Annotated in this window: 15 protein-coding genes and 2 pseudogenes; 6 read left to right on the forward strand and 11 right to left on the reverse strand. The window is 68.1% G+C overall.

The genetic code is table 11. The features are described 5' to 3' along the window. Nucleotides 1-97 precede the first annotated feature (97 nt). Complete coding sequence (locus tag ASD25_RS12530) at nt 98-424, forward strand: hypothetical protein (protein ID WP_055831072.1); 327 nt, start codon at nt 98-100, stop codon at nt 422-424. Here the strand turns inward: ASD25_RS12530 and ASD25_RS12535 are convergent. From ASD25_RS12535 to ASD25_RS12560, 7 genes and pseudogenes are all read right to left on the reverse strand, one after another. Continuing rightward, complete coding sequence (locus ASD25_RS12535) at nt 421-1,770, reverse strand: glutamate--cysteine ligase (protein ID WP_056617305.1); 1,350 nt, start codon at nt 1,768-1,770, stop codon at nt 421-423. The two genes, ASD25_RS12530 and ASD25_RS12535, sit on opposite strands and share 4 nt — an antisense overlap. 67 nt (nt 1,771-1,837) lie before the next feature. Continuing rightward, nucleotides 1,838-2,296 (reverse strand): ion channel, encoded by a 459-nt coding sequence (locus ASD25_RS12540; RefSeq protein WP_055831068.1) that lies wholly within the window; start codon nt 2,294-2,296, stop codon nt 1,838-1,840. 31 nt (nt 2,297-2,327) lie between these two features. Continuing rightward, nucleotides 2,328-3,047, reverse strand: coding sequence for a 16S rRNA (uracil(1498)-N(3))-methyltransferase (locus tag ASD25_RS12545; RefSeq protein ID WP_055831066.1), 720 nt, complete (start codon nt 3,045-3,047; stop codon nt 2,328-2,330). A gap of 174 nt (nt 3,048-3,221) precedes the next feature. Next, nucleotides 3,222-4,385 carry an acyl-CoA dehydrogenase family protein gene (locus ASD25_RS12550; protein WP_055831064.1) on the reverse strand — a complete coding sequence of 388 codons (1,164 nt, stop codon included), beginning with the start codon at nt 4,383-4,385 and terminating at the stop codon, nt 3,222-3,224. A gap of 2 nt (nt 4,386-4,387) precedes the next feature. Continuing rightward, nucleotides 4,388-6,172, reverse strand: a complete 1,785-nt coding sequence (locus ASD25_RS12555; RefSeq protein ID WP_055831061.1) for an acyl-CoA dehydrogenase C-terminal domain-containing protein — start codon at nt 6,170-6,172, stop codon at nt 4,388-4,390. 16 nt (nt 6,173-6,188) lie between these two features. Further along, a pseudogene (locus tag ASD25_RS33165) lies at nt 6,189-6,254 on the reverse strand (acyl-CoA dehydrogenase N-terminal domain-containing protein); the annotation flags it as partial. 2 nt (nt 6,255-6,256) lie between these two features. After that, nucleotides 6,257-6,742 carry a MerR family DNA-binding transcriptional regulator gene (locus ASD25_RS12560; RefSeq protein ID WP_055831059.1) on the reverse strand — a complete coding sequence of 162 codons (486 nt, stop codon included), beginning with the start codon at nt 6,740-6,742 and terminating at the stop codon, nt 6,257-6,259. Between the two features lie 49 nt (nt 6,743-6,791). Between ASD25_RS12560 and ASD25_RS29390 the strand changes: the two genes are divergently transcribed. Then, the gene (locus ASD25_RS29390; RefSeq protein WP_082560136.1) at nt 6,792-6,962 is read left to right on the forward strand and encodes a DUF2256 domain-containing protein; all 171 of its coding nucleotides are present in this window, start codon (nt 6,792-6,794) and stop codon (nt 6,960-6,962) included. On the opposite strand, the gene ASD25_RS12565 is transcribed toward ASD25_RS29390, so the two are convergent. Both ASD25_RS12565 and ASD25_RS12570 read right to left on the reverse strand, forming a co-directional pair. Then, nucleotides 6,959-7,381: a DoxX family protein gene (locus ASD25_RS12565; protein WP_055831054.1), complete on the reverse strand. Its 423-nt coding sequence runs from the start codon at nt 7,379-7,381 to the stop codon at nt 6,959-6,961. The two genes, ASD25_RS29390 and ASD25_RS12565, sit on opposite strands and share 4 nt — an antisense overlap. Nucleotides 7,382-7,691: 310 nt before the next feature. Next, nucleotides 7,692-9,107 carry a protein adenylyltransferase SelO gene (locus ASD25_RS12570; protein WP_055831053.1) on the reverse strand — a complete coding sequence of 472 codons (1,416 nt, stop codon included), beginning with the start codon at nt 9,105-9,107 and terminating at the stop codon, nt 7,692-7,694. A gap of 184 nt (nt 9,108-9,291) precedes the next feature. On the opposite strand from ASD25_RS12570, the gene nhaA reads away from it, so the two are divergent. The 3 genes and pseudogenes from nhaA to ASD25_RS12580 form a co-directional block, all read left to right on the forward strand. Continuing rightward, the gene (gene nhaA, locus ASD25_RS12575; protein WP_055831051.1) at nt 9,292-10,506 is read left to right on the forward strand and encodes a Na+/H+ antiporter NhaA; all 1,215 of its coding nucleotides are present in this window, start codon (nt 9,292-9,294) and stop codon (nt 10,504-10,506) included. A 230-nt stretch (nt 10,507-10,736) separates the two neighbouring features. Further along, on the forward strand, nt 10,737-11,071 hold a 335-nt coding region (locus tag ASD25_RS33170), incomplete at its 3' end, for a TonB-dependent receptor plug domain-containing protein (RefSeq protein ID WP_156389296.1). A 1-nt stretch (nt 11,072) separates the two neighbouring features. After that, nucleotides 11,073-13,570: pseudogene (locus tag ASD25_RS12580) on the forward strand (TonB-dependent receptor); the annotation flags it as partial. 385 nt (nt 13,571-13,955) lie between these two features. On the opposite strand, the gene ASD25_RS12585 reads toward ASD25_RS12580, so the two are convergent. Beyond that, nucleotides 13,956-17,048, reverse strand: coding sequence for an efflux RND transporter permease subunit (locus tag ASD25_RS12585; protein ID WP_055831048.1), 3,093 nt, complete (start codon nt 17,046-17,048; stop codon nt 13,956-13,958). A 10-nt stretch (nt 17,049-17,058) separates the two neighbouring features. After that, on the reverse strand, nt 17,059-18,195 hold the full coding sequence (locus ASD25_RS12590; protein ID WP_327019544.1) for an efflux RND transporter periplasmic adaptor subunit: 1,137 nt from the start codon (nt 18,193-18,195) through the stop codon (nt 17,059-17,061). Between the two features lie 208 nt (nt 18,196-18,403). Between ASD25_RS12590 and ASD25_RS12595 the strand changes: the two genes are divergently transcribed. Beyond that, the coding region (locus ASD25_RS12595) for a GTP-binding protein (protein ID WP_156389294.1) at nt 18,404-19,143 on the forward strand (740 nt) is incomplete at its 3' end.

The raw sequence follows: 19,143 nt of genomic DNA on the forward strand, positions 1-19,143 counted from the left end.
GCCTCTTGACTCAAAGTAACCGATCGGTCACTTAATGGTGCACGAACGGTCACTTTTAACCCGGATCGTTCGTCATGACCAGCCTTCGGAGGAACCCATGCTCGTCCTGACCCTGATGGCGGCCCTCGCCGTCCAGACCGCCGCTCCCGCCCCGACGTCCGGCGCCGCGGCCACCCTGCTGCAACCCCGCGAAATCCAGCTGAACCTCGACGGACGCAACTGGAGCTGCGGCCCGGCCGGCCAGTGCGCCGGACGCGGCGGCGGCACGACCCAGCCGCTGATGCGGGAATGCCGGCGCTTCGTCGGCCGGATGGGGGCGGTTTCCGCCTTCGCCCGGGCCGGCCTGGCGCTGACGGAAGCCGAGATCGCCCGATGCAACGCGGCCGACAACGCCCGCGCGCCGCGCAACGCCGGCCCCGCCTAGTAGGCGAAGTCCCGGTACATCCGCGTCACGTCGCCCTGCCACTCCCCGTGGTAGAGCTCCAGCAGCCGCTCGGCGGGGGTGACCCCGCTGTCGGCGATGTCTTCCAGCTCCGACAGATAGCCGCGCTCGTCGACCATGCCGCCGCTGAAGCGGGCGCGGTTCTTCAGCCCCTCGCGGGCGATGTGGACCATGTCGACGGCCACGTCCCGCACCGACCGGCCCGCGACCTCGGCCTTCAGGCCAAGCCGCGTGACGTCGCGGCGCAGGCGCTCGTGGTCGCCGATGTCCCAGTCCTTGACCAGGTCCCAGGCCGCGGCCAGGGCCGCGCCGTCGTACAGCACCCCGGCCCACAGGGCCTGCAGCGCGCAGATGCGACTCCACGGTCCGCCGTCGGCGCCGCGCATCTCCAGATACGACTTCAGCCGCACCTCGGGGAAAAGGGTGGTCAGGTGGTCGTTCCAGTCCTTCTTCGTCGCCCGCTCGCCCGGAAGGGCGTCGAGCCCTTCGGTCATGAAGGCGCGGAACGACTGTCCCGACAGGTCGACATAGGTCTCGCCGCGCTTGGCGAAATACATCGGTACATCGAGGGCGTAGTCGGCGTAGCGCTCGTAGCCGAAACCGTCCTCGAACACGAAGTCCAGCATGCCGGTGCGGTCGGGATCGGTGTCGGTCCAGACATTGGCGCGCGACGACAGGAAGCCGCTCGGCTTGCCCTCGATGAAGGGCGAACAGGCGAACAGGGCGGTGGCCTGACATCGATATCGTGACGCGACCCGGACGGGCGGCCCGTCCGCGAAGTCCAGGTTCGACTGGATGGTGCAGGTGCGCAGCATCATGTCGAGGCCCAGCGACCCCTTCTTCGGCATATAGGCCCGCATGATGCCGTAGCGGCCCTTGGGCATGATCGGCACGTCCTCGCGCCGCCACAGCGGGTCGAAACCGGCGCCGATGAAGCCGAGGTTGATCTGGTCGGCGACCTGTTTGACCTCCATCAGGTGGCGGCCGGTCTCGTCGCAGATGTCGTGCACGTCCTTCAGCGGCGCGCCCGACAGTTCGAACTGGCCGCCCGGCTCCAGCGAGATCGAGGCGGTCATGCCCTCGTCGTTCTTGCGCTCCAGGGCGATGACGTGGCCGGCCTCCTCGACCGGGCTCCAGCCGAACCGTTGCAGGCCGGTCAGCATGGCCAGGATGCCGCTCTCGCCGTCATAGGCCGGGCGGCGCAGGGTCGCGCGGTCGAAGCCGAATTTCTCGTGTTCGGCGCCGATGCGCCATTCGGCCTTCGGCTTGGCCCCCTTCGCCATGGCGCCGATCAGGTCTTCGCGGGAGAGCGGCGCGGCGTCGGCCATGTGGTTCTTTCAGCCCCAGAGCCCGAAGGCTGTCGTGGCGGCTAGATGGGGCGAAACAGTGCGTTCCTCAAGGGATGTCGCGATGGACCATGCCGTGTTTTTTGCGGGCGGAGAACGGGGTCATGACGCTGACGAAGAAGGCGACCGACCAGCCCAGCAGGATCGCCCCCGCCACGCCCTCGATCGCGCCCAGCAGCCGCCACTCCGGCGCCATCAGCGAGTCGTCGTAGCCGATCGAGCCATAGCTGATGCTTGAGAAATAGACCGCCTCGCGCAGGTCCGGCACCGCGCCGATCAGCTTGTAGAGGGCGGCGTACATCCAGATCTCCAGCCCATGGACGACGAACAGGCCCAGGACCACGGCGATGGTCAGGAGCGCGTGCCGCCACAGCGGCCCCTCGACATAGGAGCGGCCCGCGCGGATTTCGTAGATTTCCAGTCCCCGGCCGAGGCTGAGCAGGCCGAAGCCGTGGATGCTGACGGCGAGCAGGGCCATGACCGTCGACAGGACGAGTTCGTTGAACATGCCGCATCCTGCCCTGAAGCCGACGGTCCCGCTAGCGGTCCCAGTCGCCCACGGCCGCCTGCCACAGCGTCAGGGCGGCGATGGCGGCGGTGTCGGCCCGCAGGATGCGCGGGCCGAGCGACACGGCGGTGGTGAAGGGCAGGGCTCGCAGCCGCTCGCGCTCCTCCGGCGAGAACCCGCCTTCGGGACCGATCAGCACGGCCCAGGGATCCGCGCCGGCCGCCTGAAGCGCCGGGCCGGCCGGTGCGCCGCCGGTCTCGTCGCAGAACATCAGCCGCCGCCCGGCCTCCCAGCCGTCCAGCAGCTCGGCCAGCTTCGCCGGTTCGTCGATCATCGGCACGTCCAGCCGCCCGGTCTGTTCCGCCGCCTCGATGGCGATGGCGTCCAGCCGGTCCATCCGCACATGCGACGTCTGGGTCCGGTGGGTGACCACCAGCCCGACCCGCCGCACGCCCAGTTCGGTCGCCTTCTCGACGGCGAACTCCAGCGCGCTCTTCTTCACCACGCTGATCAGCAGTTCCAGATCGGGGCCGGTCGACTGCGGCCGCACCTGTTCCTCGGCCCGCAGCACGACGCCCTTCTTGAGCACCTCGGCGATAACGCAGCGCCATTCCCCGTCGCGCCCGTTGAAGACCAGCAGGCCGTCGCCGATCTTGAGCCGCATCACCTGCGTCAGGTAGCGCGACTGGTCCAGCGTCGGCAGGACGGCGGCGTCGGGGGCGAGCGGGGTGGGAACGTGGAGGCGGATCATGGTCCTGACATAGCCCGCACCCCCTTGGCCGTCATCCTCGGGCTTGACCCGAGGATCAGACCGGCCGGTGCTCGGTGAGGGTGACGAGACCCGGTCTCCGATGCGCACGGATCATACCGATAGGTCCACGCCTGACCCTCGGGTCGAGCCCGAGGGTGACGGAGGGGAGGAGGGTTACAGCGTGCGCGCGATCAACAGCTTCATGATCTCGTTGGTGCCGCCGTAGATGCGCTGCACGCGCGCGTCCTTGTACAGCTGGGCGATCGGATATTCGTTCATATAGCCGTAGCCGCCATGCAGCTGCAGCATCTCGTCGATGACCTCGCCCTGGATGTCGGTGACCCAGTATTTGGCCATCGAGGCCGTGGCCGCGTCCAGCTTGCCCTGCAGGTGCAGGCCAAGGCAGTGGTCGACGAAGACCTTGGCGACCGTCAGTTTGGTCTTCACCTCGGCCAGTTTGAACTGGGTGTTCTGGAAGTCGATCACCCGCTTGCCGAAGGCCTTGCGCTCCTTGACGTAGGCCAGCGTCTCCTGCAGCCCGCGCTCGGAGGCGGCCACGCCCTGGACGGCGATGTTGAGACGCTCCTGCGGCAGTTGCTGCATCAACTGGATGAAGCCCTGGCCCTCGCCGCCGCCGATGATGTTCTCGCCGGGAACCTTCACATCGTTGAAGAACAGCTCGGAGGTGTCGTTCCCCTCCATGCCGATCTTGTGCAGGTTCCGCCCGCGCTCGAAGCCTTCCGCGCCGTCCGTCTCGACCACGATCAGGCTGGTGCCCTTGGCGCCCTCCGTCGGGTCGGTCTTGGCCACGACGATGATGAAATTGGCCAGCTGGCCGTTGGTGATGAAGGTCTTGGAGCCGTTCACCACATACTGGTTGCCCTGCTTGATGGCGGTGGTCTTGACGCCCTGCAGGTCGGACCCGGCGCCCGGCTCGGTCATGGCGATGGCGCCGACCAGTTCGCCGGACTGGAGCCGCGGCAGCCAGCGCGCCTTCTGCTCCTCGGTGCCGTAGTGCCAGATGTAGGGCATGACGATCGCATTGTGCAGCGAGATGCCGAAATGGTCCGCCCCCTTCCAGCCCAGCTGGCGCATCAGCACCACCTCATGCCGGTAGTCCCCGCCCATGCCGCCGTCGGCCTCGGGCATGGACAGGCCCAGCAGGCCGGCCTCGCCGGACGCGTTCCACAGCTCGCGCGGCACCGACGAGTTGGCGATCCACGACTGCACCGCCTCGGGCGGCGCGTGCTCGTCGATCCATTTGCCGACGCTGTCGGAGAAGAGGACGATCTCCTCTTCCTGCATGAAGGCGGGCTCGGGGACGTTGAGGACGTTCATGCTCAGAACGCCTCCGCCGGCATCTGCATCAGCACCTCGGCGCCGGTCTTCAGCTTGGCCAGATGCGCCCCCGTATCGGGCAGGATGCGTTCGACGAAGTAGCGGCCGGTCATCAGCTTGTTGGCGTAGAAGGGATCGGTCGAGCCTTCGTCGACCTTCGCCTGCGCCGCCTTGGCCATCTGCGCCCACATATAGGCCAGGGCCGTGAGGCCGAAGATGTGCAGATAGTCGGTGCTCGCCGCCCCGGCGTTGTCCGGGTTCTGCATGCCGTTCTGCATCAGCCACATGGTGGCCTCCTGCAGCTTCTTCTTGGCGTCGGTCAGGCCGTCGACGAAGGGCTTGATCGCCGACTCGCCGCCGTTCTCGGCCACGAAGGCGTCGATGTCGGCGAACCAGGTCATGATGGCCCGGCCGCCGTTGGCGGGCAGTTTGCGTCCCACCAGATCCAGCGCCTGGATGCCGTTGGCGCCCTCGTAGATCATGGTGATCCGCGCATCGCGCAGATACTGCGACGCCGGGAAATGCTCGGTGTAGCCGCTGCCGCCGTGCACCTGCATGGCCAGCGAGGCGACATGGAAGCCCTTGTCGGTCAGATAGGCCTTCAGCACCGGGGTGATCAGCCCCATGTAGTCGCGGGCCTTCTGGGCCTCGGCCTCGTCGTTCGAATGCTGCAGGTCGGCCTGCAGGGCGGTCCACAGGGTGAAGGCCTGGCCGCCCTCGACGAAGGCCTTCGCCTCCAGCAGCATGCGGCGCACGTCCGGGTGGACCATGATGGAGTCCGCCGGGCCGTCCGGGTTTTTCGGTCCGGTCAGGCTGCGGCCCTGCAGGCGATCGTGGGCGAATTCAACGGCGGCCTGATAGGCGGCGGCGCCGATCGACAGACCCTGCAAGCCGGTGCCGAGGCGGGCCTCGTTCATCATCACGAACATGGCCGCCATGCCCTTGTTCTCGGTCCCGACCAGCCAGCCTTTGGCGTTCTCGTAAGCCATGACGCAGGTGGCGTTGCCGTGGATGCCCATCTTGTGCTCGAGGCCGGCGCAGGCCGCGCCCGCGTTACGCTCGCCCAGCGATCCGTCGGCGTTGACGAACACCTTGGGCACAACGAACAGGCTGATGCCCTTGATCCCCGCCGGCGCGCCCTCGATCCGGGCCAGCACCAGATGGATGATGTTGTCGGTGAAGTCGTGCTCGCCCGAGCTGATCCAGATCTTCTGGCCGGTGATGTTGTAGCTGCCGTCGCCGTTGGGCACGGCCTTGGTGCGGATCAGGCCCAGGTCCGTGCCGCACTGGGGCTCGGTCAGGTTCATGGTCCCGCCCCACTCACCCGAGGCCATCTTGGGCAGATACATGGCCTTCTGCTCGTCCGAGCCGTTGGCGTTCAGGCCCCAGTAGGCGCCGGCCGTCAGGCCCGGATACATGGAGAAGGCGGCGCTGGCGGCGGCGGTCATCTGGCCGAAGGCCATGGCCACGACCGAGGGCATGCCCTGGCCGCCGTGCTCGGGCAGGGCCGACAGGGCGGGCCATCCGGCCTCGACCATGGCCTTGTAGGCTTCCTTCCAGCCGGTCGGGCCGGTGACCTTGCCGTCGACCCATTTGCAGCCTTCCTGATCGCCGACGCGGTTCAGCGGGGCGATGACCTCCTCGGCGAATTTCGCGCCTTCCTCGAGGATCTGGGCGACCAGATCGGACGAGACGTCGGCGAAACCGGGCTGGTTCGAATAGCGGTCGATCTCCAGCACCTCGTCCAGAATGAACGTCAGGTCGCGGACAGGCGCCTTGTAGGCCATGTTCAGGCTCTCGCTNGCGGTCGATCTCCAGCACCTCGTCCAGAATGAACGTCAGGTCGCGGACAGGCGCCTTGTAGGCCATGTTCAGGCTCTCGCTTTGAAGGGCTGGTGGTGCGGATCGGGGTTCAGCCGGGCCTTCAGCAGGTCGGCGTATTCCTCGGCGCCGGGCAGGAGGTCGGGGCGGTATTCGCCCAGCTTCTTCTCCATGACGGCGCAGGCTTCCTCGGCCGTCTCGATGGCGGCGTCGAGGTCTTCGCGCTGCTGTTTCAGCGCGGCGATCTGGGCCCGGTGGCGGCGCAGGGCGACGGCCATCTGATGGGCGTTGTGATTGTCGTGGTCATAGAGGTCCAGCATCTCCTGGATCTCCAGCAGGCTGAAGCCGATGCGACGCCCGCGCAGGATCAGCTTCAGCCGCGCGCGGTCGCGGGCGTCATAGACCCGCGTCTGACCCTTTCTGGCGGGCGTCAGCAGCCCCTTGTCCTCATAGAAGCGCAGCGCCCGCGCCGTCGCCCCGAACTCGCGGCACAGCTGGCGGATCGAATAGGTGCGATGGTCGTCGGCGGTCGCCATGCATGCGTCATAACTTGACGTGCACGTAAAGGGAAGCCTTTAGCTGGGCATGGCTCGCAAACACGTCAATCTGGGCTCGGCCCCGGACAAACGCGATCTGCCGCAGAAGACGTGCGTCGTCTGCGGCAGGCCGTTCTCGTGGCGCCGGAAATGGGCGCGCGACTGGGAAAGCGTCAGGGTGTGCTCGGACCGTTGCCGGGCCGCGGGGCCGAAAGACTAGCGGACTTCGCGAGCCCGCATCCACAGCACCGGCGCGGTCATGGCGATCAGGACCAGATTGGTCACCGTCGGACCGGCGTCCATGCCGGTCGCGTGCAGGCCCAGCATGACCACTTCCAGGGCCAGCAGGCCCGAGGCGGCCATGACCAGCAGCGGGCGGCCGTGCTTCCACGACACCAGAGGGGCCAGCACCAGCAGCGCCAGCAGGATTTCCGCCAGACCCAGACCGCGCACCATGTTCGGCGCGACATGCGCCGGCCAGCGCATCAGGTCGACCAGATTGGCCATCGGCTCGCTGAGCTTGGCGTAGCCCGCGCCGATGAAGAACATCGCGAGCCAGCCCTGCAGCGTCCAGAGGGTCAGGTTGCGATAGCTGGCGTTCAGGCGCGAGCGGGCGGGCGAGAGGGTCTGGGAAGTCATTTTTCTGACGCCGGGGAGGGCGCTCTTGTGATTGGCAACAGTGGCGATGTCGGATCGCCCAATCCATTCCGCAAGAGTGCGAAGCGTGACCGTAACCATCCGTGACCGCCTTCTGCGTGAGCTACGGGGCCGAAGCGTGGCCGTATCCATAATTCTCTGTAATGCGACGGGCCTTGCAGCGGGGTTAAGGCCAGGCCCGGAACATCCGGGACGCACGGACGGGGTCGGCATGACGGGGGTCCTTCGGTCACAACCACGCCGGCGGCGACCGGCCTGCGCCTTCTGGCGCATCCCTGCTGACAGCCTGCTGTCAGTAGTCTGACAGGCCCCACGCCTGGCCGGCCTCGCGGACGCGTCTGATCTTTGTCTCCAGCGCGCCCCAGTCGTCGTCGTCGTCGATCGCCGTCCAGATCGCCTCGACCTCGTCGATCAGCATCTCCTCAGGCTCGGACCGGGCGAAGACCGGATGCTCCAGCCGCTCCGGTCGGTCTGGCCCGTGCTCGAACAGGGCGAAGCGGAAGACGTCGAACGCCTCACCCTGATAGAGTTTGCCGCGCGGACCGCCCAGCGCCCGGGCGGAGGAGGCGAAGCCGCCGAACCAGTCGAAGAACAGCGGCTCCCAGCGAAGGGCCTCGCCGCCCTCGCGCAGCACGGCCAGGGTCGCGTCAACCAGGCGCTGGTCGGCGGCCTCGCCGAGGCTCAGCACGCCCAGCCGGGCCAGGAAGGCGGCGCGCAGTTCGCGGATATAGGCCGGGCCGAACCCGTTCAGCGCCTCGGTCAGCGGCCCGGCGTCGGCCGCCAGCTTCAGGGCCCCGCCCAGTTGCGTCAGGGCCCAGAACACGGCCTCGGGCTGGCGGGCGAAGGCGTAGAGGCCGGTGTGGTCGAAATAGGCGGCGGTGAAACCGGGTTCGTAACGCGGCAGGAACCGCCACGGACCGTAGTCGAAGCTTTCTCCCGTGACGTTCAGATTGTCGGTGTTAAGCACCCCATGGACAAAGCCGGCGGCGATCCATCGTGCGGTCAGCCGGGCCGAACTCTCGACCACGGCGCGCAGAAAGCCGGGGACGTCGCCCGCCGCGACATCGGGATGATAGGCGGCGCGGACATGGTCGATCAGCGCCTCGATCATGTCCTTGCGGCCCAGATACGCCGCTCGCTGGAAGGTGCCGAAACGGATGTGGCTGTGCGACAGCCGCACCAGCACCGCCGACCGCGTCGGCGACGGCTCGTCGCCACGCTGCAAGGGCTCACCGGTCTCGATCAGGCTGAAGGCGCGGCTGGTCGGCACGCCCAACGCCTCCAGCATCTCGGCGGCCAGAACCTCGCGCACCCCGCCCTTCAGGGTCAGCCGCCCGTCGGCGCCGCGTGACCAGGGCGTCTGGCCCGATCCCTTGGAACCAAGGTCAAGCAGTCGCCCCCGATCGTCCCGGATCTGGGCCGCCAGGAAGCCGCGGCCGTCGCCGAGGTCGGGGTTGTAGGTGCGGAACTGGTGCCCGTGATAGCGCATGGCGAGCGGCCCCGGCTGGCCCGGCAGCGGCTCGAACCGGCCGAAATGGGCGATCCATTCGGCGTCGCTCAGCCCGTCCAGCCCCACGCTCGAGGCGGCCCTGTCGTTGCGGACGCGCAGGATGGCCTCCGGGAAGTCCGCCGGACGAACGGCGTCGCCGTATTCATCGCCCAGATCGAAGAAGCGGGAATCGGGACGGTAGGCGGGGGACGTTGGCATGCCCGGCAAATGACGTCTCGATGGCAGGGACGCAACGGTTGAACGCCCCGCGCCAGCATCTATTGTGTCCGCAGAGATCAGGCCGCGCGCGCGGCCAGGCCGGCGCCCCACAGGGGGATGAACCCGGTCCGGCGTCCGTCGATAACCTGACGCCACGACAGACCTTTCCGATCCGGAGGCCGCCGTGGCGCGCAAACTGACTCTCGAATTCCTCAAGACCGAGGCCGGCTCGGGCGCGGTCCTGGGCCTCGCCGCCCTGGCCGCCCTGATCGTCGCCAACTCGCCCTTGTCGGCGGGCTATTTCGGCTGGCTGAAGAGCGAACATGTCCTCCAGGTCGGGCCCCTGGCCCTCGAGATGTCCATCTCTGAATGGATCAAGGAAGGGCTGATGGCGGTCTTCTTCCTCGTGGTCGGGCTGGAGATCAAATACGAAATCCTGCGCGGCGAGCTCAGCGATCCGCGCAAACTGGCCACGCCGGTTCTGGCCGCGGCGGGCGGCATGATCGCCCCGGCCCTGGTCTATCTGGCCCTTTCGAGCGTGATGGGCGGGCCGCACGGCGGCTGGCCTATCCCGCTTGCGACCGACATCGCCTTCGCCCTGGCCGTCTTCGCCATGGTGGCGCGCAGGCTGCCGTCGTCGCTGCGCGTCTTCCTGCTGACTCTCGCCATCGTCGACGACCTCGGCGCCATCGCCCTGATCGCGGCGCTCTTTTCCAGCGGGGTCAGCCTTCAGCCGCTCGCCGGAATCGTGGCGCTTCTGGTCGTCGGCTTCTTCATCGCCCGGAGCCGCAGGATACCGGCCCCCTTCTGGGTCCTGGGCTTCAGCGCGGTCTGGTATCTGACGGTGCTGGCGGGGCTGTCGACGTCCCTGACCGCCGTCGCCTTCGCCGCCATCGTGCCGGTCGTCGATCGCCGCGACGACGGTCAAAGCCCCCTGCGCGAGGCCATGCACGATCTGCACCCCTATGTCGCCTTCCTGGTCCTGCCCATGTTCGCCTTCGCCAAGGCCGGCGTCAGCTTCGCGGGCCTGTCGCTGGACCAGATGCTGGCTCCGCTGGTGCTCGGCGTCGCGCTGGGCCTTTTCATCGGCAAGCAGGTCGGAGTGCTGGGCGCCGCATGGCTCGCCTCCGCCCTCAGGATCGGCGCCAGGCCGACGGGCGCGACATGGCTGGAAGTCTACGGAGTCAGTCTGCTGTGTGGCGTCGGCTTCACCATGAGCCTGTTCATCGGCACCCTTGCTTTCCCGGGGGCGATCGACTCGCCGGAACAGGTCGAGGTCAAGTTGGGCGTGCTGCTCGGGTCTCTGCTATCCGCGCTCGCCGGCGGCGCGGTGCTGGCCGCGGCGGCGCGACGGCGCAAGAATTTGGCCGAACAGACCCCGGATACTATCCCGACCTAGGGGAATATTGACCTAGCGTCATCGGTTTCTGTCGCTTTTGCGTCACAGTCACGGTTGCGCCATGGCGGAAACAGGGCCGTGAATGGTCCCGCTCCTTGTCGCTGAGTCCGGCTTGGACTACCCCGGACGCTGGACTTTCCGCGCTTCATCAAGAAGAGCGCGGGCCAGGGATCAGGAAACGCCGCGGTCGCCGTCCTTGACGGGGTCCCGGCCCATGTCGGGGAGCGACCATGCGCCTTACCAACCTTCTTCGCACTACTGTGTCGGCCGCCGTCGTGGGCGCCTGCGCCTTCGGCCTCGCCGGCGTCGCTTCCGCTCAGGATGCGCCGCAGGACGCGCCGCAGACCATCGACGACATCATCGTCACCGCCCAGAAGCGCGAGCAGAACCTGCAGGACGTTCCGATCGTGGTCACCAGCCTGTCGCAGGAAGTGCTGCAGGACGCCGGCGTGCGCGACATCAAGGATCTGCAGATCCTGACCCCCGGCATGACGGTCACCTCGACCTCGTCGGAAGCCTCGACCACCGCCCGCATCCGCGGCGTCGGCACGGTCGGCGACAACCCNCGACGACCATCGACGACATCATCGTCACCGCCCAGAAGCGCGAGCAGAACCTGCAGGATGTGCCGATCGTGGTCACGACCCTGTCGCAGGAAACCCTGCAGGACGCCGGCGTCCGCGACATCAAGGACCTGCAGATCCTGACCCCCGGCATGACGGTCACCTCGACCTCGTCGGAAGCCTCGACCACSGCCCGYATCCGCGGCGTCGGCACGGTCGGCGACAACCCCGGCCTGGAAAGCTCGGTCGGCGTGGTCATCGACGGCGTCTATCGCTCGCGCAACTCGGTCGGCTTCGGCGATCTGGGCGAACTGGCCCGCATCGAGGTCCTGAAGGGCCCGCAGGGCACGCTGTTCGGCAAGAACACCTCGGCCGGCGTCATCAACATCATCACTGAAGCCCCCTCGTTCACCCCGGGCTTCAACGCCGAGCTGACCGCCGGCAACTACGGCCAGATGGGCGCTTCCGGCTCCGTCACCGGCCCGATCAGCGACACCCTGGCCTTCCGCCTCTACGCCGGTCGCCGTGTCCGCGACGGCTTCATGAATATCGACACCGGCGACGGCCCGCGAGCAGAGACCACCGACGGCAACCAGGATTTCGGCACCGTCCGCGGCCAGCTGCTGTGGCTGCCGAACGATGACGTCTCCATCCGCATGATCGCCGACTATTCGTCGCGCGACGAGTTCTGCTGCATCGGCACCCAGATCCGCACCGGACCCACCTATCCGTTCGTTGACGGTCTCTCGAACGGCACGGGCCAGCGTCCGCCGGCCGCCGGCTTCGGCGTCCTGCCGTTCTCGCGCACCGGATTCGCCAACCGTGCGGACGGCCAGGAGGTCGAGGACAAGGGCATCTCGATCGAGGCCAACATCGACATGCCGACGTTCCTCGGCGGCGCGACCCTGACCTCGGTCACCTCGGCCCGTCGCTGGACCTCCAGCCTCGGCCAGGACATCGACTACACCGGCGCTGACCTGCTGTACCGCGTCCAGGACGGCGACTACGGCTATGAAGTCGACAACCTGACCCAGGAATTCCGCCTGGCCGGGTCGAACGACCGCCTCGACTGGCTGGTCGGCCTGTTCGCCACCAAGGAAGATATCGGCCGTACGGACAGCTACTATTTCGGCGCCGACTACACGCCCTATCTGTCGTTCATTCTCAGCGCCGGCATCAACCGGGCGAACCCGGCCATTCCGGTCAGCCCCAATGACATCGGCTGCTTCACCCGCGCGGCCCAGACGGCGCCGGGCCTCGGCGGCTGTCTCGTCAGCGGCGGCGCGGCCCTCGGCGGCGGCATCGGCTTCGTCGTCGGGCAAGGCGTCGAGGACAAGTACGACCAGCAGTCGGAGTCGATCGCCCTCTTCACCAACAACAGCTGGCACGTCACCGACGCCTTCGACATCACCCTCGGCCTTCGCTACACCCTCGACGACAAGAGCCTGGTGGCGCAGCAGCGCAACATCAACGGCAACGGCAATACGTGTAACGCCGCCCTGGCCAACGCCGGAGCCATTGGCGCGGTGCTCGGCGCCTCGGCTCCGACCATCCTCGGCACCATCTGCCTGCCCTGGGCCAACTCGGCCTTCACCAACCGCAACATCTCCGAAAGCTTCGACGACGGGGAACTGAGCGGAACGGTCAAGGCGTCCTACCGCCTGAACCCGTCGATCCTGGCCTATGTGTCCTACGCTCGCGGCTACAAGAGCTTCGGCTACAACCTGGATCGCGTGCAGAGCGGCATCACCCCGACCGCCTCGCTGCTGTTCCCGTCGGAAGTGGTCGACAGCTACGAAGCCGGCGTGAAGATGACGCTGCTGAGCCGCACCCTGCTGCTGAACGCGACCTACTTCGACCAGACGTTCGAGGACTTCCAGCTCAACACCTTCCTCGGCACCGCCTTCGTGGTGGAATCGATCCCCGAGCTGACCTCGCGCGGCGTCGACGCCGACATGGTCTGGTTCACCCCGATCGAGGGCCTGAGCTTCCAGGGCGGCGTCACCTGGACCGACGCCAACTACGGAAACTTCACCGCCGCCGATCTGACGACCCCCGGCAACTTCCCGCAGCTGTCCCTGCTGCCGGGCGCCCGCGCCTCGTTCGCGCCGGAGTGGTCGGCCACCGGCTCGGTCAACTTCGAACGCAACATGGGGAACGGCCTGCGCGCCGGCTTCAGCCTCGCCGCCAAATACATGGGCGACTACAACACGGGCTCGGACCTGCTGCCCTACAAGCTGCAGGAAGCCTTCACCACGGTGAACGGCCGCATCATGGTCGGCACCGAGGACGAGCGCTGGACGGCCGAGTTCTGGGTCCAGAACCTGACCGACGAGGAGTATATCCAGGTCGCCTATAACGCTCCGCTGCAAGGCTCGGCGTTCCAGACGACGGTCCAGCCGAACGGCACCTACTACAACCCGGCGCTGGACACCCAGACCTACGACGCCTTCCTGGGCCAGCCGCGCACCTACGGCGCGACCCTGCGCTTCAAATACTAGCCGCCCCGCCGCACGGCGGATCGACGAAGCCGGCCGGGGGAAACCCCGGCCGGTTTTGTTTTGGGTGATGTGCGGGGCGGGGGCGGGGGAGGAATCCCCGGTCGCTTTCGGGTCCTGCAAAGACCGCAGTCGAAAGGGCCGCATGAACCGCAATGGCCCGTCTGCCATAAAGGCCATGACGGCAATGGCCGCCGACCCCTGGCCGGGCCGACCAGGCCGGGCGGGGAATGTCCGGCCGGTCTTATCCTGGCGGTGGAAGGGGCGCGGAGATTCGCCTTCCGGGGGGATGACCCGCGCCGTCCCCGGTGACCCCTCATCCGTCAGCCTGCGGCCGCCGCCGTCTGCCGAAAGGGGAGACGGCGGCGCTTGCGAAGCAGGTGTCCGACTACTCCGCCGGCGTCGTTTCCGGCCGCGGGGGCGCGTGCCTCTGGCCAGCGAACATCTTGCTCATCCGCCGGGCGAAGAAGCCCGCGATGTCGTCGATGATGGTGAAGATCGGCGGGATGAAGAGCAGCGACAGGAAGGTCGAGGAGATCAGGCCGCCGACCACGGCGATGGCCATCGGCGAGCGGAACTCCACATCGGCGCCCCAGCCGAGGGCGACAGGCAGCATGCCCGCGCCCATGGCGAAGGTGGTCATCAGGATCGGCCGGGCCCGCTTGTGGGCGGCGTCCATGATGGCGTCGAAGCGCGGCATCCCGTCCTTCTCGGCCATGACGATGTAGTCGACCAGCAGGATCGAGTTCTTGGCCGCGATGCCCATCAGCATCAGCACCCCGATCAGGGACGAGATCGAGAAGCTGGAGCCGCCGATCATCAGGGCCACGAAGGCTCCGCCGATGGCCAGCGGCAGCGAGGCCATGATGGTGATCGGATAGGCGAAACTTTTGAACAGCAGCACCAGCACGGCGTACATCAACAGGATGCCGGTGCCGAAGGCGATGGCGAAGCCGATGATCATCTCCTGGATGAATTCCTCGTCGCCGGCGGGCACCTGACGCACGCCGGCCGGCAGGTTCTGGACCGTCGGCAGCCGGCTCACGGCGGCGGCGGCCTCCCCGCTGCGAATCCCGTCCAGCTCGGCCGAGATGGTCGCGACGCGCGACCGGTCCTGGCGCAGCACCTGCGAGGGGCCCGCTCCGAACTGGATGTCGGCCACGGCGCTGAGCGGCACGGAGGCTCCCGTGGCAGTCGGAACCCGCAGGGTCTCCAGCACTGACAGGTCCTCGCGGGCGTCCCGGGTCAGGCGCAGACGGATCGGCACCTGTCGATCGCCCAGATTGTATTTGGGCAGGTTCTGGTCGACATCGCCGATGGTCGCGACGCGGACAGCCTGGGATATGGCGCTGGTCGAGACGCCCATCAGGGCGGCCTGATCCGGACGGGGCGTGACCAGGATCTCCGGACGGGCGATCGCGGCGGTGTTGACCACATTGGCCAGGCCCGGAACGGTCCGCATCTCGGCCTCGACGGCGCGGGCGGCCGCGGTCAGGGCGGCCCCGTTGTCGCTGAGGATGGCGAACTGGTAACTGGTGCCGTCCGAGGGGCCGCCGCCTTGCTGGGCGACGCCGGCCCCGATGCGGGCGCCGGGGATCGGTTTCCAGCTGTCGACCATCACGCGGGCGAACTGCTGCTGACTCAGGTCGCGCTCACCCTTGTCCGTCAGGTCGGCGTAGACGTTGGCCTGGTTTACCTCCTGGCCTCCGATCGAGGCATAGACCGAGGTGACCTCGGGGCGCGCCCGAAGGTCCCGCGTGATCCGCTGCACCACGGCGTCGGTCTGGGCCAGGGTCGCGCCCGGCGGCAGTTCGACCGAGAATCCGGCCCGGCCGCGATCTCCGCTGGCGAGGAATTCGAACGGGATCGCGCCGGACATGACGATGCCGATACAGCCCAGCATCAGACCGGTGCCCATCAGGAACACCTTCCAGCGGTTCCTCAGACCCCAGCCCAGCGCCTTCAGATAGCCGCTCATCCAGAACGGGTCGGCGTCCTCGTGCTTCTGGTGCTTGAGCAGATAGGCGGCCATGAGCGGCGTCAGGGTGCGCGCCACCACGAGCGAGAAGGCCACGGAGACACAGGCGGCGAGCGCGAAGGCCTTGAAGAACTGCCCGATGATGCCCGGCATGGCGCCGACAGGCGCGAACACGGCGATGATGGTCGCGGTGGTGGCGACGACCGCCAGGCCGATTTCGTCGGCGGCCTCCATCGAGGCGTGATAGGGCGACTTGCCGTCGCGCATGTGGCGGACGATGTTCTCGATCTCGACGATGGCGTCATCCACCAGGATGCCGATGGTCAGGGACAGGGCCAGCAGGCTGATGCCGTTCAGCGACTGGCCCAGCGGCTCCAGCACCAGGAACGTCGGGATCAGCGACATCGGAATGGCGGTGGCGGTGATGAAGGTGGCGCGCCAGTCGCGCAGGAAGATGAACACCACGATCACGGCCAGCACGGCCCCCAGCAGCAGGGCTTCAAGCGAGGCGATATAGCTTTCCTCGATCTCTTCGACGCTGGCGGTGACCTGGCGGATGACCAGTTCGGGATGCGCCTCGTCGATCTCCGCGACGGCTTCGCGGACCCGTTCCGCGATCCGGACCTCGGACGCCGAGCGCGAGCGCAGGAAGTTGAAGGTGATCGCTTCCTGACCGTTGTAGCGCGCCAGACGGCGGGGCTCCGACCAGTGGTCCTCGACCCGGCCCAGGTCGCCCAGCCGCACGGACCGGCCGCCCGACAGGGGCACCAGGGTTTCGCGCAGGGCCTCGATCGAGGTCGCGGCGCCCAGGGTGCGGATCGACCGCTCGGAGCCCGAGATCGTCACCCGGCCGCCGGGCTGATCGGAGTTGACGCTGGTCAGCGCCTGGCTGACGGCGGCGGCGGTCAGGCCGTAGGAGGCCAGCCGGTCCGGGTCCAGCTCGACCGCGATCTCGCGGTCCACGCCGCCGCCGCGATTGACCTCGCCCACGCCCTTGATGGCCAGCAGGGTCCGGCTGACGTCATTGTCGACGAACCAGCTGATCTCTTCCGGCGTCATGGTCTCCGAGCTGATCACCCAGGTGATCAGGGCGTCGCCGGTGATGTCGATGCGCTGGACGCTGGGTTCCTGCATGTCCTGCGGCAGGTCGGCGCGCAGCCCGCCCATGGCGTTGCGGACGTCGTTGGTGGCGCGTTCGGTGTCCGTGCCCAGCTCGAACTCGATGGTCGTCGAGGAGACGCCGTCGGTGATCTGGGAGTTGATGTGGCGCACGCCGGACAGGCCGGCGAGCGAGTCCTCGATCAGGCGCGTGACCTGGACTTCCATCTCGCTGGGCGCCGCGCCCGGCCGCACGGCGGTGACCGCCACCAGCGGGAAATCGATGTCCGGATTATTGTTGATCCGCATGCTCAGGAAGCTGAGCACCCCGCCGATGGTCAGCAGGGTGAACAGCAGGATGATCGGGATCGGATTCCGGATCGACCAGGACGAGATGTTTTTCATCGTCCGGGCCCTATTTCTTGGCCGGCGCGGCGGCGCGGACGGGGGCGGGGCGGGCCGCGGCGGCCACCGTCACCCGGTCGCCGTCGCCGAGGAAGCCGGCCCCTGCGACCACGACGCGCGATCCGGCGGCCAGGCCGCTGACCGCCGTCGAATCGACCGTCCGCGACAGCACGGTCACCGGCTGGAAGCGGGCGCGGCTGTCGGTCCCCATGACGAAGACGCCCGCCCGGTTCTCGCGGTACAGCACCGCGGCCGTCGGCACGGTCACCGCCGGCTGGTCGCCGACCTGGATGCGGGCGCGGGCGAACATGCCGGGCCGGAAGGCGCCGCCGGTGATGGCGATGCGGGCGGTTCCCAGACGGGTCTCGGCGTCGACCTCGGGCGTCACGATGCGGACGCGGCCGGTGGTTTCGCCGACCTGGTCGGACGAGATGACGGCCCCCTGGCCGGCGCGGACCAGGGCCATGTCGGTTTCCGGCACCTGGGCGTCCAGCTCCAGCCGGCCGTCGCGGACGATGCGGAACAGTTCGGTTCCGGCGGCGATGATCTGGCCGCGCGTGACGCTGCGGCTGATGACCAGGCCCGAGACGGGCGCCTTGATGATCGCCTGCGACAGTCGCGTGCGCGTCTCGGACAGGGACGCCTGCGCCGCCGCCACATTGGCGCTGGAGGCGCGATGGTTGGCAAGGGCCGTGTCCAGCGAGGCCTGGCTGAGGAAGCCGCGCTCCTTCAGCTCCTGGGCGCGGCCCAGCGCCGCCTGGTCGCGGGCGGCGTTGGCCTCGGCCGTCTGAACGGCGGCCTGCTGCTGGCGCAGCTGGGCGCGCAGCAGGGCGTCGTTCATCTGCACCAGAGGCTGGCCCTGGCGCACCCAGGTCCCCTCATCGACATAGACGCCGGTGGCGGTCAGACCGCCGGTCTCGGCGCCGACAGGCACCTCTTCCCAGGCCGAGACGGTGCCCGAGGCGGTGACGGTGCGCGGCAGGTTCTGCAGCGAGGCGGTCACGACCGAGACCGTCTGGCTGGACGCGCCGGCGCCGGCCTTGGTATCGGCCTTCTTCGCATCGCCCTCGCCGCCGCAGGCCGCCAGGGCCAGGCCGATGACGACGACCGCCGCGCCGGTCCGCATGTTCCGCATGGTCTTGCTCACGTCTGATCCCCCTGGGCCACGGCGGGGAGGCCGCGCGCCGGTTGACGGCCGCCCGTCCCGGGCGCTGTCATCAGCCGTTGAATAGCGGTTCGGCGGCCGCTTCTCAAACGCGAATCCGCCCTGTTACCGCGAAGTAATCCGCCACCGCGTGAGCGGCCGGGGTCCGTCCGCGTTGGCGATTCCGCCCCGCCGTGCTACCGGCGCGGCCATGACGACCCCTCCCATCGACCGTATCCGGAATTTCTCCGTTGTCGCCCACATCGACCACGGCAAATCCACCCTGTCCGACCGCCTGATTCAGTTCACCGGCGGGCTCACTGCGCGTGAAATGTCGGCTCAGGTTTTGGATTCGATGGATATCGAGAAGGAGAGGGGGATCACGATCAAGGCGCAGACGGTGCGTCTGAACTATACGGCGAAGGACGAGCTGGACTACGTCCTGAACCTGATGGACACGCCGGGGCACGTCGACTTCGCCTATGAGGTCAGCCGGTCGCTGGCGGCGTGCGAGGGATCGCTGCTGGTCGTCGACGCGTCGCAGGGGGTCGAGGCGCAGACCCTGGCCAACGTCTACCAGGCCATCGACAACAACCACGAGATCGTCCCCGTCCTCAACAAGATCGACCTGCCCGCGGCCGAGCCCGAGCGCGTCCGGCAGCAGATCGAGGACGTCATCGGCATCGACGCCTCCGACGCCGTGCTCTGCTCGGCCAAGTCCGGCATCGGCATCGAGGACGTGCTGGAGGCCATCGTCACCCGCCTGCCGGCGCCCAGGGGCGACCCCAACGCCCCGCTCAAGGCCCTGCTGGTCGACGCCTGGTACGACCCCTATCTCGGCGTCGTCGTCCTGGTCCGCGTCTTCGACGGCACGCTGAAGACCGGCCAGCGCGTCAAGATGATGCAGAACGGCTCGACCCATCTGATCGACCGCGTCGGCGTCTTCCTGCC

This window comes from Brevundimonas sp. Root1423 (genome assembly GCF_001426805.1).

What these genes read in the sequence shown, in the direction of transcription:
- ASD25_RS29390 (WP_082560136.1), top strand. Translation starts at nt 6,792, where the DNA reads ATGGCTCGCAAACACGTCAATCTGGGCTCGGCCCCGGACAAACGCGAT.
- ASD25_RS12560 (WP_055831059.1), bottom strand. Translation starts at nt 6,742, where the DNA reads ATGGCGACCGCCGACGACCATCGCACCTATTCGATCCGCCAGCTGTGC.
- ASD25_RS12545 (WP_055831066.1), bottom strand. Translation starts at nt 3,047, where the DNA reads ATGATCCGCCTCCACGTTCCCACCCCGCTCGCCCCCGACGCCGCCGTC.
- ASD25_RS12555 (WP_055831061.1), bottom strand. Translation starts at nt 6,172, where the DNA reads ATGGCCTACAAGGCGCCTGTCCGCGACCTGACGTTCATTCTGGACGAG.
- ASD25_RS12565 (WP_055831054.1), bottom strand. Translation starts at nt 7,381, where the DNA reads ATGACTTCCCAGACCCTCTCGCCCGCCCGCTCGCGCCTGAACGCCAGC.
- ASD25_RS12530 (WP_055831072.1), top strand. Translation starts at nt 98, where the DNA reads ATGCTCGTCCTGACCCTGATGGCGGCCCTCGCCGTCCAGACCGCCGCT.
- ASD25_RS12570 (WP_055831053.1), bottom strand. Translation starts at nt 9,107, where the DNA reads ATGCCAACGTCCCCCGCCTACCGTCCCGATTCCCGCTTCTTCGATCTG.
- ASD25_RS12550 (WP_055831064.1), bottom strand. Translation starts at nt 4,385, where the DNA reads ATGAACGTCCTCAACGTCCCCGAGCCCGCCTTCATGCAGGAAGAGGAG.
- ASD25_RS12585 (WP_055831048.1), bottom strand. Translation starts at nt 17,048, where the DNA reads ATGAAAAACATCTCGTCCTGGTCGATCCGGAATCCGATCCCGATCATC.
- ASD25_RS12535 (WP_056617305.1), bottom strand. Translation starts at nt 1,770, where the DNA reads ATGGCCGACGCCGCGCCGCTCTCCCGCGAAGACCTGATCGGCGCCATG.
- ASD25_RS12540 (WP_055831068.1), bottom strand. Translation starts at nt 2,296, where the DNA reads ATGTTCAACGAACTCGTCCTGTCGACGGTCATGGCCCTGCTCGCCGTC.